Origin of the sequence: Pseudoalteromonas sp. ESRF-bin5, from assembly GCF_002632075.1 — a bacterium.
GTDB classification, from domain to species: Bacteria; Pseudomonadota; Gammaproteobacteria; order Enterobacterales; family Alteromonadaceae; genus Pseudoalteromonas; species Pseudoalteromonas marina.
This window is the reverse complement of record NZ_NTLW01000146.1, coordinates 1-15665: the sequence shown is the minus strand read 5'-3', so window position 1 is coordinate 15665 and position 15665 is coordinate 1. Positions and strand designations below refer to the sequence as shown.

The window sequence follows — 15665 nt, the reverse complement described above, 5'->3', positions numbered from 1 at the left end:
ACAAACCATGCAATAGGGCTTTCATCACTGTTTGATTTAGATACCTCAGGCGGACGAACTTGCTCAGGTAGGCTGTCGAGTGCACGTGCAACACGTTCACGTACATCGTTAGATGCTGCATCTATATCGCGGCTAATATTAAATTCAATAGTAATGTTTGAGCGACCATTACGGCTCGACGAATTAATACTTTTAATACCCTCAATACCCGATATACGGTTTTCGATAACTTGGGTTATTTTAGTTTCGATTATCTCCGCTGATGCCCCGGTATATGAGGTGCTAATATTTACAATCGGAGTTTCAATGTCAGGGTATTCGCGTAGCGGTAACATACTAAATGCTACTAAACCAAAGGTTAGTAGCAATAAGTTAATTACAATCGCAAAAACGGGGCGTTTAACGCTAGTGTCGGTAATTTTCACGTATTACCCCTTAACGCTAACTTTACTGCCCGAGCGAATTTTAATCAGCCCTTCAGTAATAATTTGCTGGCCATCGGTTAAGCCTTCATCAATAGCTACCCAACCGTTATTTCTGCTTGCAACATGTACTTCTATTTTGTTGGCTACGCCATCTGTAATTTTAAACACGTAGTGTTTATCTTGCAGTGGTATAACGGCTTTTTCTGGCACCATAAGTGCTTGGCTTGTACTTAACTCAAGTGCGGTATTTAGGAGCATGCCAGGGCGTAATAAGCCAGACTTATTGGCAAAACTAGCGGTTACTTCAATGCTGCGTGTAACGGCGTCGATTCGCGAACTAATATGCGTGACCTTGCCTGTAAATGTTTGGCCAGGGTAAGCGTCGTTTTGCGTTAATACTTTCATGCCAATGGCTAGTTGCGCTAAATATTTTTCAGGAACTTTAAAGTCTACTTTTATAATACTAATATCATCAAGGGTAGTGAGTATGGTTGCATTATTAACATAAGCGCCTACAGATATTTCGCGTTTTCCTAATAAACCTGAAAAAGGTGCGCGAATGGTCATTTCGCTTAACGTTGTTTTAGCACTTTCTAATTGTGACTTGGTTGCGTCTACAACAGATAACTGCTCTTCTAAAAGCGATTTAGCTGTAGACTGTGTACGTGAAAGTTCTGTAAGGCGGTTAAGCTGACGCTTTTCTTCTTGTAAATTGATACTGAGTTCTTCAACGGCCAATTCTTCTTGTCTGCTTTGCAGTTGCACAAGTTTTTGACCTTTACTCACTAAGTCACCATCTTTGAAAAATATGTCGGTAACGTAGTCGTTTTGTGCGCTTTTGATATAAATAGCTTGATTTGCGCGTGCGCTACCAATTGCTTCTATCATTACAGCGTTTTCTTGCGAAGTGACTGTATGTGCAGAAACCTGTGTAGACATGTTAGAAAAATTAGCTTGTTCGCCATGGCTAGAGGGTAAGTATAAATAAACACTAAATATTAAAAGTAGTGTAATAATGAATGGAAAAAGAGCTTTGCCTGATTGTCTAGAGTACATCGTTTTCATACCTGAAAATTAATTATAAGTATTGTACGAAATAAGACCGGATAAAGTCTGTTATGTGTCTCATAATTTTGTGCGTTAAGCGTAAAAATAAGTAATATTAAATATATGTACCGGTTTTTGTTTAATTAAAGCGATAAATATATGAATTTTAAAACATCTTGCAAGGCCTGTATGACAGCCAGGAAAGTGATTTTATGGGCTATTATTATGTTTATATTTTATATGGTTTTTTATCAATATGGATAAACATACTAAAAAGCTTATTAATTACCGTGCGAAAGGTGCACGCAATGGTATTGAAATATTAATAGTAGGCGCTATTGGCTTAGTATTTATTATGGCATTTAATTTACTAAGATCAGGCACTATTAGCATTGTTGAAATTTTTTTGGTCAGTGCCTGCCTTGGAGCTATTTTTGTGGGTTTTTTAAAAACCCAAGAACCTTATTACAGCTTAATTTTGAGCGAGTCTGCTATTGAATATAGGCATAAATATGGGGGCTGGTGTTTATCTTATAAAAACTTTCATTCTTGCGGTGTTCCAAAAGTAGAAAAAGGCTCAGAGCATTTAGAGCTAAACGCGGTTGGGCTAAAGCTAAATGATATTGATGAGTTTTTAATGAGTATAACTCCTAGAATTGCGGGTAAATTACTTATAGAACAACGACATTTTTTTATGCAGGTTGTTCAAAATCATTGCAAAAATGGCAATTGCCCATCAGAATGGTTAGTAGAAGATACACAACATCGATCTGCGCGCGGAATTAGCTATAATGGTTTAATAGCAATGTTTGCAAACAGAACTAAGCACCTCAAGCTGCTAACAGGGTATGATTTATTACTACCTGCCAGTGTACTAGATACAGATATTTGGGCTTTTAGCGCTAATTTAAATAAGTGGAAGCGCGAGCCACATCAGTTTATAGCGTCGCAGCTTAAAGATTAAACTGCGACTGTAGGAAAAGACAATGAGCCAAGAAAGAGCCTTTTTAAAAAGTGGTCGTAATACCATAATACATAAAGACAAAAAACTTGATTTAGTGATTGTTAACGCTGAAAATCAGCCACGAATTAAAGTGACTCAAAACGGATTAGAGCCGTTTAAAGAGGAGCTACCAAAAAATAGACGCGACGCAAAAGACCGTTACCTAGAAATGGTATATATAAGCAGCGCTGAAGTATTTGGTGAAGAAAAACAGTTAGTATTTATTCAGTCGTTAGATGGTCGTGAATATAAAGTTGATTACAGCAAAGTTGGCACTAAATTGTTCGTTCGTATCCATCAAGACGCCTACATGTAAGCTTTAGTGGCACCTTTTTTGCTTGTGATTACCTCATGGTAATTATTTGACACACAAGGTGCTACGAATGAAAGCGTTAGCGTTAATCCCTCTTTTTTCCTGCATTTTTATTACAGCATGCGGCGGTGGCGGCGGTGGTGACAGTACCACAAATATTGAATCCTCTGTGAATGCTGGTCCGGACATACAAGTAATCGAAAAAATTGATTTTACCATTACCGCCCAAGGCTCACCTGCTGACGGTACATTTACGTGGCAGCAAGTAAGCGGGCCAAGTATAGACGGCTTTCCACTTGAAGGCGCAGAGCAAACACTTACGGCACCTGATGTTAAAGCAGACAGTGAAATTGTACTAAGGGTCAGTTATCAAAGCACTGGCAATAGCACAGTAAGTGACGACCTTTTAATTTCGGTTAGTTCTAATAACCAGCTCCCTATTGCTGTAATAACACAAACAGCACCAGATACACTCCCTTCTGTATACCAAGATACCGTTATACTGAGCGGTGTTGATTCTAGTGATCCGGATGAAAATGGGATGGTGAATAGCTATTTTTGGGAACTAATATCAGGCCCTGACTTAGATATTTCCAGCTTTGATGGTTCAACATTAAGTTTTACTCACCCTTTATTAGAAGCAAACACGACATTGCTTTGGCGTTTAACGGTTACAGACGATGAGGGTGGCGAAGCCAGTACTCAATTCACGATGAGCCTTAATAAAACCAATGAATTAGTTGCGGCAAATGCAGGGGATGATCAAAATGTTGAAGAATTTGACGAGGTAACATTAGATGCAAGCAATAGTGAAACAGTTACTGATACATACCAGTGTGAGTGGCAACAATTAACCGGAAATGCCGAAACACTCAGCAATAGCCAACAGTGTGTATCTAGCTTTTTTGCCTCCGATGTGGACACCAACACCACAGTTAGCTTTGAAGTAACCGTTACCGATTCGAAAGGACGAACCGATACAGATACGGTGTTTATTGATATAACGCCAAAGGCGCTTGGCCTGATAAACGATAGTGGTATGGGAGAATGTTACAACAATACGCAGCGCATAAATTGTGGCAGTGACGACTTTCCTGAGCAAGACGCAGAGCTCGGTCGAGATAGCTTTGCTAACCGCATAGATAAAGCAGGCATAGGTAATCTCGCGTTTGATTATACAAAACTTAATCAGTTTGCCGATGAAGTTGATGACTCAAGTGAAGACTTTAGCTGTATTCGTGACAACGTAACAGGGCTTGTTTGGGAAGTTAAATCACCTTCGTCTGGTTCTTTACCAAACACAACGTTACGGGATGCACAAAACAGCTATTATTGGGACATTGGCGACACAACTACCGATGCAGACAGCACAGCAAATACAACATGCCCTAACGACACAAGCTGTGGCCTACAAACCTATATAAATGAAGTTAATGCTATCGATTTTTGTGGAGGAACAAATTGGCGGGTACCAACTTACACAGAGCTTTTGGGGTTAATAGATTATGGTAAACAAGGGAAAAGCGTTTTAATTGACTTAGCTTTCTTTCCAAATATGCCAGAAGCGGGTGCTATTGATAATGTTAATTTACCTTATTGGACATCTCAAACTGCAGCAGATGGCACCAGTTTATCGCAAGCTTATATTATTGATATGAGCAATGGTAATGACCTTGCCTATCCAAAAGAAAACAACGCGTATGTTCGTTTAGTCAGAAGCCGATAGGAGAGTGTTATGAAATTAAAATTATTAAATACGTTTATAGTTTTTGGCTTTAGTTTTAATGTAGCTGCGCAAACATGTTATGGCGGTGCTGACACAACAACCCCAACCGATAGGTTTACCGTTAATGCCGATGGTACAGTATCTGACACTGAAACTGGCCTAATGTGGCAGCGTTGTAGTTATTCTCAAACCTATAATACAGAAACATTACTGTGCGAAGGGTCTACGCCTGCAGTGACGTGGCAAGAAGCTTTACGAGGCGCGACTAACGATACAACTGCAAATTATGATGATTGGCAGGTGCCTAATATTAAAGAGCTAGCCAGTATTTTAGAGCACAGTTGTACAGAGCCAAGCATAAATGAAGTTGTTTTTTTAGGCACTAAATCTCAAAACTATTGGTCTAGCACATCGGGTGTTAGCAGTATGAGTTCGGCCTGGGTGTATCAGTTTGACAGCGGGCTAAATAGTTTACGTCCTAAAACCAGTGATGTTTATTTACGCCTAGTTCGCTACGAAAAATAAAGACCAAATAAGTTTGATTAAAAGCGCAGTTATTGGAGGTGACTCCGGTAGTTGCGCTTTTTTGGTTTTACATAAATTTACTTTATTTCAACAATAAAGCGCTTACAACGATGTTACTGTGCGCGTTTTTTTGCCATTATAGGCGGTGATTTAATTACGAAGGAACATCACGGTGTATTTAAGCTATTTTGGCCTGAACGAAAAACCTTTTTCGATTTCGCCTAACCCTCATTATTTATTTTTAAGCGAGCGCCATAAAGAAGCCTTAGCACACTTAACCTATGGATTGGGTGAAGACGGTGGTTTTGTATTACTAACGGGCGAAGTAGGCACCGGAAAAACAACAATCACCCGCAGCATGCTAGAGCAATTACCTGAAAATACACAAGTAGCGATGATTCATAATCCTGCGCTGTCAGAACTTGAGTTGTTAGCCAGTATTTGCGATGAATTGAAAATTAGTTATGACGCACAAAATGCGACGCTTAAAAGTTTAACCGATATAATAAAAAAACACTTAGAGAGTAATAACAAGGCGGGTGGCCATACTATTTTAATTATTGACGAGGCGCAGCTACTTGCCCCCAATGTGCTAGAGCAACTTCGTTTATTAACTAATATAGAAACCGACCACAAAAAGCTATTGCAAATCGTGCTTGTAGGTCAGCCAGAACTTCAAGATTTATTAAAACGTAATGAGTTAAGGCAGCTTGCTCAACGGATCACCGCGCGTTATCACTTATTACCTTTAACACAAGGCCAAACAGTGGCGTATATCAAGCACCGGTTACACATTGCTGGGTGCGATAAAGGATTGTTTTCGATGGATGCAATGCAGATGGTTCATAAAATGACAGGCGGTATACCTCGCTTGATGAACCTAGTGTGTGAACGAGCTTTAGTGGGTACTTTTTCGAAGCAGCAACTTGTTGTAGATGCTGAAATTGTTAAACAATCTGCGCAAGAATCACTACCTTCTGACTTTGTTGCAACAACGAATAAGCCTGAGCAGTCGCCATCGATTTTAATTTATTGCTTTGCTTTCGGCGCTTTGTTTGCCGCAGGTATTGGGCTTTCCTTTATTTTATAGTTAGGTGATTTATGTCTTATTTATTAGATGCATTAAAGCAATCTCAACAAGCTGATATGAGCGCCGAGCAATACGATTTACAGTCGGAGCAGTTAAAACAGCAACAAGCACTCGCTCGCTACCGCCGTATCGCCTTTGTTTTGGGGGGCAGCTTGGCTGCCTTTGTAACGGTGGCGGCCGGATTTACTTTTGGTAAATGGGTCCAATCACCTGGTTCTGTTGAACCCTCAAATGTAGTTAGCACTCAAAGTAATGAACAAGTAACGACTGAGTTACAGACAGCAGCATTACCTGCCACTGAACAAGCTGAGGTGAATGTAAAGCCTAAACCTGAAAAAGCGCCAAGCAACACCGCAACTATTGAAGGGCAGTTAGTGCACGTGCAAACACCCACGGGTATTCAGCAAATGTTGTTAACACCAACTGGGCAGTATATTCCAATGCCATCAACAGGTGCAGCTAGTGGCATCCAACAAACTTTTAATCAACCTTCGCTTGTAAATACGCAAAATTATAATCAGCCAAACCAAGGTCAACTTAATTCAAATACACAGTTAACTTATAACCAAGGCGGTTTTGAACAAACTCAAAGTACGTCGTCAGCAACTATTGATATGAGTAAATATAAAGTGTTGGGTAAGCCAATTAGTGGTGTAACGCAAGCTGAACCTAAAAGTGACCCTGAGCTTGATGCTGTGCCAACTACACTTAAAAATGCGTTTGCGCAGGCAGTGCAAGATGTCGATAAAAACCAAGATTATGAGGTAACTCAGGCCTCTAAATCGTCATCTCGGGTAGAGCCTATCGAATTGTTACCAGATGGCCTACAAGCAATGCTACCTAGGATAAAGTATCAAGCACATATTTATTCATCAAGTGCAGATAAACGCTGGATAAAGCTAAATGGGCGAGAGCTTCACGAAGGTGATAGTATTGGTGCATTAATGGTAAAAGAAATTACACCTGAGCAAAGCGTAATAGATTTTGACGGTTACGAGTTTAGTTTAAAAGCCTTGCAGGATTGGCCAGAGTAACAAAAAGTATAAGCTCAATGAGTAACATTGAGCTTATTTTGACTATTTAAGGTAATACGGAGTTTTTGTAAAAACGCTCTAAATCAATGTTGAAGTCGCCGGCTTTTACGGTTGTTTCGAGTGAGTCTTCAATTCGCTTGTTCGACAAATCAATATCGAGCACTTCTGTATAACGGCTGTGCTTTGCACTATAAAAGGTTTTAACAATCGGCTTTAATGGCATCGCGGGATTACTTTCTGTCACAAGCCCGACTTTTTGGCTTGAAAGCTTTACTAATGTGCCCACAGGGTGAATTCCAATACACTGAATAAACTTAGTTAGTAATTCGCCGTCAAAGCTATTTGGGCAGCCTTCTTTTAATATTTTAAATGCCTTAATGGGTTCCATGCCCGATTTATAAACTCGCTCTGCTGTTAGGGCGTCGTATACATCTACAATAGAAGCCATGCGAACATACTGGCTTATTTCATTTCCTTTTTTACCAAAAGGGTAACCAGTTCCGTCTATGCGTTCATGGTGCATGCCTGCAATATCTACAGCAATACCAGTTAAACCTGACTCTTCCAAAATTTGTTTAGAGTAAACCGCATGCTGCTTCATTATTTCAAATTCGGCTTCGGTTAAGCGCCCAGGCTTATTGAGGACTTCATCTGGCGTTTTTATTTTACCGATATCATGCAGCAGCGCACCTGTGGTGAGCTCTACAATAATGTCTTTTTCAATATTAAGGTGTTTTGCAAAAATACCCATTAAGATAGATACGTTTATAGAGTGCTCTAGTAAGTATGCATCTTTTTGGCGCATTTGCGTGAGGCAGGCTAGGGCGTCTTGGTTTCTAAAAACTGAATCCATAAAACCGCTAGCAAGCTCTTTAAATGGAGCAATATCAATGTTCAGGCCGGACTTTATATCTTTAAATGCTTTTATTTGCAGCGTTTTAGCTTCGTCATAAAGCTTTTTAGCTTTATTCATTTCTTGAGCTGCACTATGCGTTTTTTGCCAAGGATCGCGTTTTATTTTTGTGGCAGGTGTTTTGGTTTGTTCTTTTTCAGGCACTGTTTCGGTGAGTGTTTTATCTGGGTCAATTTCGACCTCTAAAATACCCGCCTTAATAAGCTTATCAATACTCGTTTGGGTTTTTACCCAGCCTTGGCTTTTTATTTTTACTCTGCCCGTTTGTTTTGTGACGCTTTGCACAAACATACCAGGGAGTAATTTAGAAACAGGGAGCTTTTTCAATTTAACTACTTAACTAATAAATCTATATTGAAAATAGCAAACTTTACGTACTTTAAATAGAAAAAAGGCACCAAAAGGTGCCTTTAATAAACATTATAAGTAATTAGTATTAGCTTAATTAATCATCATCTTCAACTAAGGTCATCAAGGATGTATTACCACCTGACGCCGTTGTATCTACACTAATTGTTTTTTCAGTAATAAGACGCTTGATTAATGTGTCGTAATATTCAGAACTGATCACCGGTAATATAGCGCCCTTACGTTGTGCAAGTTGCTGGCTGAAGTAACCTAAACGAGACGAACGCGCTGCAACAACTGCGCCTGCTAAATGAGGGTGGGCCAAAATAGCTTGTAACTGATTAGGTTTAGCTACTTGGAATACCCCTTCAGCAACACCTGTAGCAATAAACTTCTCTCTGAATGCTTCGGCTTCTTCGTAAAACATTTCAGAGGCAACTGTAATTACCGTATTACCCGCAGCTAATGCAGTGATAATAGACAACGCCCAAAAGTTAAAAGAGGTACTCTTATCTGCATAACAAACAACACAGCCGCGAGCTTCTAAATGAAGCGTGTTAGACTCACCCGTTGGCCCAGGCAACGTTGTAAATTTACGCATATGCTTTTCAAGGCGGTTTAGCTGTGCACGCGCATCGGCTAGCGTTAAAGCTAAATCGTCAGCAAGGTCATCAATAATTTCTACCGTAGCAATTTTGGCTAGTAGCTGACGAACAGCAGATACACGGTCATTTAGCGGGGTTGCTCGCCAAATTTTTTCATCGCGCATTGAATTAGCCATTAGCTTTTCTACTTGGGCATTTGCACCGCTGTAGTGGTGTAAATCAAGCTCATCTGGCGTTAGGTTTGTCATTTGTACGTTTTCTGGCGATGCTTTTTCTTTCACCAAACGCTGTAGGTAGTTAGGGCCACCGGCTTTAGGGCCTGTACCCGATAGGCCTCGGCCACCAAATGGCTGCACACCAACAATTGCGCCAATCATATTACGGTTTACGTATACATTGCCAGCACGAGACATTTTAGCAAGGTACTCGCAACGCTCTTCAATACGTGAATGTACACCCATTGTTAAGCCGTAACCTGTATTGTTTATTTGATCGATTACGTCATCAAGTTGATTCGCTTTGAAGCGAATAATATGAACACATGGACCAAATACTTCGCGCTTAAGTACAGAAAGGTCTTTTATTTCGTAAAGACGTGGTGCAAAGAAGTACGCACCATTTTCGCTGTTATCCGGAATTTTACATTCGTAATGAAGTGTTGCGTTGCCTTTTAAGTACTCAACATGTTCGGTTAAGTTTTTAAGTGCTTTTTCGTCGATTACAGGTCCTACATCGGTAGATAACAATGATGGATCGCCAATATGTAATTCGGCCAAAGCACCTTTAAGCATTTCAATGATGCCGTCGGCTACGTCTTCTTGGATAAACAATACTCGCAGTGCTGAACAACGTTGACCAGCGCTTTGGAAACCCGAACTTATAACATCATCAACTACTTGCTCAGGCAGTGCTGTAGAGTCAACAATCATACAGTTTTGACCACCTGTTTCGGCGATTAATGGCACTTGTATGTCGTTTCTTGCTGCAAGCGTTTGAGAAATTAATGTGCCGGTTTCAGTTGAACCTGTAAACATAACTGCTTGAATACGTTCATCAGGAACAATTGTTTTACCCACTTCACTACCGCGTGCAATAACAGGTTGCACGACGTGCTCTGGTAAACCCACAGATAGCATAAGTTCAATTGTACGCAATGCAATTAAGCTTGTTTGTTCAGCCGGTTTGGCAATAACAGTATTACCCGTCACAATGGCAGCAGCCACTTGCCCTAAGAATATAGCGAGTGGGAAGTTCCATGGACTAATACACAGAATTACACCCCGTGCTTCAAAGCGCTCATCTTCTGAGAGTTCTTCGGCTCGTGCTGCGTAGTAACGACAAAAGTCGACTGCTTCACGTACTTCGTCTATGCCATCTTGTGCTACTTTACCCGCTTCTTTGATACAAATAGCAACGAGCTCGTCGTGATGACGTTCTAAAATGTCAGCAATTCGGCGTAATAAATTAGCGCGGTCTTTTACAGGGGTTTGCGACCATGACTCAAACGCTGCTTCTGCATTAGCAAGTAGTGTTTTCATCTCATCGCCGCTTTGTAGTTTTACATGGCCGATAATTTCTTTATGGTTTGCTGGGTTTTTAACAGCAAGTGATCCATCAGGGACTTGGCTTTGATCTATTAGGTGCTCGTTAAACCAGTTGTCTAGGTTTTCTTTAAACGGGGTAATCACGTTTATATCGGTTAAGTCCATGCCTTTAGAGTTAGCGCGTTCTTCGCCGTATAAATCAATTGGCATTTTAATTTGCGTATTGTATTTGTTGCGAAGCCCTTGCAGCGTTTCTACCGGATCTGGCAGCAGTGTTTCTACCGGTTTAGAGGTATCAACTATGGCATTTACAAACGATGAATTTGCACCATTTTCTAGTAAACGTCTAACAAGATAGGCTAATAGGTCTTCGTGTTGGCCAACGGGAGCGTATACACGACACTGAATTTTTTCTGCATTTACAATTTGGTCAAATAACGATTCACCCATCCCGTGTAAGCGTTGGAATTCAAACCCTGTGTTATCGCCTTTAGCCACTTCTAGAATAGTTGCTGCAGTGTATGCATTGTGGGTTGCAAATTGTGGGTATAGCACATCACGTGCTTCTAGCATTTTAATTGCACATGCTTTATATGATACGTCGGTTGTCGCTTTTCGGGTAAATACAGGGTAGTGATCTAAACCATCTTGCTGTGTAGTTTTAATTTCAGTATCCCAATATGCGCCTTTAACTAAGCGCACCATTAGTTTACGACCTACACGCGTAGCAAGCTCTGTTAGCCACTCAATAACAAAAATCGCACGTTTTTGATACGCTTGAACAGCTAAGCCAAACCCTTGCCAGCCATCTAAATCTTTATCGCTAAATACGGCTTCGATAATATCCAGTGAAATATCTAAACGGTCAGCTTCTTCTGCATCAACGGTAAAACCAATGTCGTACTGTTTTGCAGCCAGAGCAAGCTCTTTTAGCTTTGGTACAATTTCAGCCATTACTCGGTCTTTATGCGTAAATTCATAGCGAGGATGAATAGCCGAAAGCTTTACAGAAATACCAGGGCTTTTAATGGGACCACGGCCATTTGCCGCTTTACCAATTGAGTGAATGGCATTCATGTAGCTGTCAAAGTAGCGTTTAGCATCTTTACTTGTGCGCGCACCTTCGCCTAGCATATCGTAAGAATATACATAGCCTTTTTGCTCTGTGTCGGCAGCACGTTCAATTGCTTCGTTTATGGTACGACCCATAACGAATTGCTTGCCCATAATTTTCATTGCAAAGTTTACAGACTTACGAATAACAGGCTCACCTAAACGACCAATGGTCTTTTTAAGCATACCAAACTGTTGGTCTTTGGTTTTATCTGTGTAGTTAACCATTTTACCGGTTACTAATAAGCCCCAAGATGATGCATTTACAAATAAAGAGTCGCTACTGCCTAAATGAGAGCTCCAATCACCTTTTGCTAACTTGTCGCGAATAAGGGCTTCTTGGGTTTCTTTGTCTGGTACACGAAGCAGCGCTTCGGCTAAACACATTAACACTACGCCTTCTTCACTTGAAAGCGAGAATTCATTCAGTAGCGCATCTACACCGCCTTGACCATCTTGTTCTTTACGAATGTTTAAAACAATTTGGCGGGCTCTTTCCCAAGCACGGCTTCGTGCTTTAACGCCTACTTCTGCAAGCGGTAAAATATGATCGATAACCGCATTTTCGTCTATGCGGTAAAAGTCACGGATTTTTTGTCTTATAGGACAGTCAGTTGTTAAATCGCCGTTGAATAACATAAGCAACCCTTAGCAGTGTTAAGATTTAAAGTAAATTTAATTACCAATAAAATACCAGTGATATTGAGAGTGCATTCTAAATAAAATTCAGCAGAATATGCTGGTTAAATTTGTCGATTTACGATAATTTACAGGGCATAAATTTAACTTATCCGCATAAAATTCTGTATGACAAATCCAAATAGATTACGCATGCTAGATCGCATTGATTTAGCAATTTTAGACGTTTTGCAAAAAAACGGCAGAATTTCTAACGTTAACTTAGCAAAACAAGTTAATTTAAGCCCAAGCCCATGCCTTGATCGCGTAAAGCGATTAGAGCAAGAAGGCTATATTGAGGGTTATTATGCTAAATTAAGCGAAGCTAAGTTAAACCAAAGCTTAGTGGCTCATGTTCAAGTGTCGTTGGTTACCTCAAATACTGCTGTATTTAAAGTATTTAAAGAACACATATTAAAAATGGAACAAGTTGTAGAATGTGACATGGTTGCAGGCGGTTACGACTACTTATTAAAAATACGTGTATCTAACATGGAAGAGTACAGGCAAGTGTTGGGTGACTTAGTTGATATCCCCGGTGTAGGCACACACCATACTTATATGGTTATTGAAAAAGTAAAAAAAGACAAAGGGTTATTAATCGAAATTTAATCCCACATATTTAAAGCATACAAAATAATGCCTGTATGCTTTAGTATTCATAGTTGCCCAACTTCTTTCCCTTTTTATTTTCTAATACTTTAATTTCATACTTTTAATTTATATAAAAATAAATAGTACTGCCTTTGTTTTGCCCATACAATGCGCAAAATAGCATGCACATCTTTAATTAAAGTACCGTTTTTTCTGCAATTTTTAATTGAGAAGGTAAACTGTAAATAATGTGCTTTTTAATTTTAAGGTTTTTTTAATGATTGAGTATCCGGTAGATCAGCTTCCACAACTCATAAACGACTTACTGCAATGCGACACCACAGAACGTAAGAATAAACTGTTGATCGACGCACAAAGCACACTTTCTACAGAGCATCTATCTTTATTGTTTGAAGCAATACCCAAAGAGCAGCGACTCGAAATTTGGCAATTGCTTGACGAAGATACACAGCATGAAATTTTTGTAAATTTAAGCCCTGACAGTTGTTTATGGTTACTGCAAACACTTGATGACAGTGATGCATTTAAATTACTTGATGAAGTAAATGTAGAAGAGCTACTCGAATTAGAAGAAGTTATACCTGAGCGGTTTGTCGACTATGCAAAAAAGCAATTAGATGAAGCGCAAACCAAGCAGTACGATTTAGCACAGCAATACCCACCAGAACAACTCGGTCACTGGCTAGGTTTTGATATATTAAAGGTGTCTGACAAGTTAACCGCTGGTGGCGCAAAAAAGCTTTTATTTAAAGGTGTACCGCAATACAGTGAAGTCATTTATTTAGTGACCCGCAAAGGCAGTTTGATTGGTGAAGTGGCCATTAACGATGTTATTAAAGCACACGATAACGATAATTTAATGACACTGGCAAATCATGATTTTTCATCATTGCATGCAGACGATGATTTATATGAAGCTGCTGAAGTGGTGATTCACTCTGAGCAAATGGCTATGCCGGTTGTAAATTCAGATAATAAATTATTAGGGCGATTAACAATTGCCTCTGCTTACGAACTTCGCCAAGAAATAACCGATGAAGCCACCGCAAAGGCGGGTGGTTTACGAGAGGACGAAGATTTATTTGCCAGTGTACGAAAAAGTGCCAAAAACCGTGGTATTTGGCTAGGTATAAACTTGGCCACTGCATTTTTAGCATCGTGGTTCATTGGTCTATTTGGCGCCACTATAGAACAAGTGGTTGCTTTAGCGGTGCTTATGCCGGTTGTAGCCTCAATGGGAGGAATTGCGGGTAGTCAAACATTAACCGTTATCGTGCGTGGTTTGGCTTTGGGGCAGGTGACTGATTCAAACCGCAATGCGTTACTTAAAAAAGAACTAAGAGTCGGGGCTGTTAACGGTTTAGTGTGGGCATTTGTAATTGGTTTACTCACCTACTTATGGTTTAACGATTTGATGTTAAGTGTAACGATTACAGTCGCTATTTTATTAAACTTAGTAGCGGCCTCGCTCGCGGGCGTTGTAATACCATCGATTTTAGACAAAATGAAAATAGATCCAGCGTTATCTGGCTCTGTTATTTTAACAACGGTTACCGACATTGTTGGGTTTGTGACCTTTTTAGGTTTAGGCAGTTTGTTGCTGCTATAAACTTTTTAACAGGAAAATAAAATGACGTTTGATGTCATGATTTGGTGTGCTATTGCTCTGTGTATTTCGCAATCGGCAATATTTTCGGGCTTGAATTTGGCGTTCTTTTCTTTAAGCCGATTACAGCTTGAAATGGAAAGTTCAAAAAGAAACGAAGCGGCAATTAAGGTTATGGCACTTCGTAACGACTCTAACTTTTTACTAGCAACCATTTTGTGGGGTAACGTGGGTATTAACGTTTTACTCACGTTGCTCTCTGATTCTGTATTAATGGGCGCTAGCTCGTTTTTATTCTCAACGATTGCGATTACGATAATCGGTGAGATAACACCTCAAGCTTATTTTTCTCGTAATGCATTAAAAATGGCGAGTATGCTTTCGCCATTAATAAAGTTTTATCAAGTTTTGTTTTATGTTGTTGCTAAACCAACGGCCTTGGTACTTGATGCATGGCTGGGCAAAGAAGGTATTACCTATTTTGCTGAAAGCGAGCTTAGAGGAATAATACGTAAACACATTGAGGCAGAAGAAGCTGATGTGCAACATGTTGAAGGTATTGGTGCACTTAACTTTTTTAGCTTAGACGAAATCAGTGTAACTAAAGAAGGGGAAATAATTGATCCAGATTCTATAATCTCTTTACCTACTAAACTTGATTTACCTATTTTTCCTGAACTGACATTATCAGCCGATAATGAGTTTTTACGTAAATTACACAAATCGGGCTATAACTGGGTAATTTTGACTAACAACGATGGGTGGCCGTTATTAGTGGTTGATGCAGATGGTTTTTTACGATCAGCATTATTTGAGCCAGATATTTTTGACCCTTACCATTTTTGCCACAGACCTATTATTGTAACGGATGAAACACTGCGTTTAAGTGAGGTTATTTTAAAAATACGCGCAAATCATTCGCTCGATAAATCGTTTGATGGTGCTATTGATCACGACGTTGTGCTGGTATGGGGTGATGAGAAGCGTATTATTACTGGTGCTGATATATTCGGTCGTTTATTAAAGGGAATGAATGCGCCAAAGTTAGAGATGAACGAAAATAAAGAAGTACAGCCGCTG

At 39.8% G+C, this 15665-nt stretch carries 13 protein-coding genes; 9 read left to right on the top strand and 4 right to left on the bottom strand.

Features of this window, described 5'->3' with window-relative positions; genetic code table 11:
* Window positions 1–425: efflux RND transporter permease subunit (locus tag BCG07_RS08155; RefSeq protein WP_286889732.1), on the bottom strand; the 425-nt coding region annotated here is incomplete at its 3' end.
* Between the two features lie 3 nt (window positions 426–428).
* The gene (locus tag BCG07_RS08150) at window positions 429–1481 is read right to left on the bottom strand and encodes an efflux RND transporter periplasmic adaptor subunit (RefSeq protein WP_006791531.1); all 1053 of its coding nucleotides are present in this window, start codon (window positions 1479–1481) and stop codon (window positions 429–431) included.
* Between the two features lie 247 nt (window positions 1482–1728).
* Between BCG07_RS08150 and BCG07_RS08145 the strand changes: the two genes are divergently transcribed.
* The 6 genes from BCG07_RS08145 to BCG07_RS08120 all read left to right on the top strand — a co-directional run bounded on the left by BCG07_RS08145 (window position 1729) and on the right by BCG07_RS08120 (window position 7163).
* Entirely contained in the window at window positions 1729–2436 is a 708-nt protein-coding gene (locus BCG07_RS08145; RefSeq protein ID WP_243531424.1) for a DUF2982 domain-containing protein, read from the top strand.
* 22 nt (window positions 2437–2458) lie between these two features.
* The gene (locus tag BCG07_RS08140) at window positions 2459–2791 is read left to right on the top strand and encodes a hypothetical protein (protein ID WP_039037724.1); all 333 of its coding nucleotides are present in this window, start codon (window positions 2459–2461) and stop codon (window positions 2789–2791) included.
* Window positions 2792–2858: 67 nt separating this feature from the next.
* A complete protein-coding gene (locus tag BCG07_RS08135; RefSeq protein WP_243531422.1) occupies window positions 2859–4514 on the top strand; it encodes an Lcl C-terminal domain-containing protein in 1656 nt (551 codons plus the stop codon).
* Between the two features lie 9 nt (window positions 4515–4523).
* On the top strand, window positions 4524–5039 hold the full coding sequence (locus BCG07_RS08130; RefSeq protein WP_006791527.1) for an Lcl C-terminal domain-containing protein: 516 nt from the start codon (window positions 4524–4526) through the stop codon (window positions 5037–5039).
* A gap of 172 nt (window positions 5040–5211) precedes the next feature.
* Complete coding sequence (locus BCG07_RS08125) at window positions 5212–6129, top strand: ExeA family protein (RefSeq protein ID WP_010556976.1); 918 nt, start codon at window positions 5212–5214, stop codon at window positions 6127–6129.
* Between the two features lie 11 nt (window positions 6130–6140).
* On the top strand, window positions 6141–7163 hold the full coding sequence (locus tag BCG07_RS08120; RefSeq protein ID WP_243531421.1) for a general secretion pathway protein GspB: 1023 nt from the start codon (window positions 6141–6143) through the stop codon (window positions 7161–7163).
* 46 nt (window positions 7164–7209) lie between these two features.
* Here BCG07_RS08120 and BCG07_RS08115 read toward each other — a convergent pair whose 3' ends face one another.
* Together BCG07_RS08115 and putA are read right to left on the bottom strand one after the other, a co-directional pair.
* The gene (locus BCG07_RS08115) at window positions 7210–8403 is read right to left on the bottom strand and encodes a cyclic di-GMP phosphodiesterase (protein WP_010556978.1); all 1194 of its coding nucleotides are present in this window, start codon (window positions 8401–8403) and stop codon (window positions 7210–7212) included.
* A 118-nt stretch (window positions 8404–8521) separates the two neighbouring features.
* Window positions 8522–12325, bottom strand: coding sequence for a bifunctional proline dehydrogenase/L-glutamate gamma-semialdehyde dehydrogenase PutA (putA, locus tag BCG07_RS08110; protein ID WP_243531418.1), 3804 nt, complete (start codon window positions 12323–12325; stop codon window positions 8522–8524).
* A 168-nt stretch (window positions 12326–12493) separates the two neighbouring features.
* Between putA and BCG07_RS08105 the strand changes: the two genes are divergently transcribed.
* The 3 genes from BCG07_RS08105 to BCG07_RS08095 all read left to right on the top strand — a co-directional run.
* Entirely contained in the window at window positions 12494–12976 is a 483-nt protein-coding gene (locus tag BCG07_RS08105) for a winged helix-turn-helix transcriptional regulator (protein ID WP_033035753.1), read from the top strand.
* A gap of 259 nt (window positions 12977–13235) precedes the next feature.
* Entirely contained in the window at window positions 13236–14588 is a 1353-nt protein-coding gene (locus BCG07_RS08100; protein ID WP_058430165.1) for a magnesium transporter, read from the top strand.
* 21 nt (window positions 14589–14609) lie between these two features.
* A partial coding sequence (locus tag BCG07_RS08095; RefSeq protein WP_286889725.1) for a DUF21 domain-containing protein occupies window positions 14610–15665 on the top strand: 1056 nt, incomplete at its 3' end.

Excerpts from the sequence above, each read along its gene's own strand:
- BCG07_RS08150 (WP_006791531.1), bottom strand. The coding sequence starts at position 1,481 with ATGTACTCTAGACAATCAGGCAAAGCTCTTTTTCCATTCATTATTACA.
- BCG07_RS08145 (WP_243531424.1), top strand. The coding sequence starts at position 1,729 with ATGGATAAACATACTAAAAAGCTTATTAATTACCGTGCGAAAGGTGCA.
- BCG07_RS08140 (WP_039037724.1), top strand. The coding sequence starts at position 2,459 with ATGAGCCAAGAAAGAGCCTTTTTAAAAAGTGGTCGTAATACCATAATA.
- BCG07_RS08135 (WP_243531422.1), top strand. The coding sequence starts at position 2,859 with ATGAAAGCGTTAGCGTTAATCCCTCTTTTTTCCTGCATTTTTATTACA.
- BCG07_RS08130 (WP_006791527.1), top strand. The coding sequence starts at position 4,524 with ATGAAATTAAAATTATTAAATACGTTTATAGTTTTTGGCTTTAGTTTT.
- BCG07_RS08120 (WP_243531421.1), top strand. The coding sequence starts at position 6,141 with ATGTCTTATTTATTAGATGCATTAAAGCAATCTCAACAAGCTGATATG.
- putA (WP_243531418.1), bottom strand. The coding sequence starts at position 12,325 with ATGTTATTCAACGGCGATTTAACAACTGACTGTCCTATAAGACAAAAA.
- BCG07_RS08105 (WP_033035753.1), top strand. The coding sequence starts at position 12,494 with ATGACAAATCCAAATAGATTACGCATGCTAGATCGCATTGATTTAGCA.
- BCG07_RS08100 (WP_058430165.1), top strand. The coding sequence starts at position 13,236 with ATGATTGAGTATCCGGTAGATCAGCTTCCACAACTCATAAACGACTTA.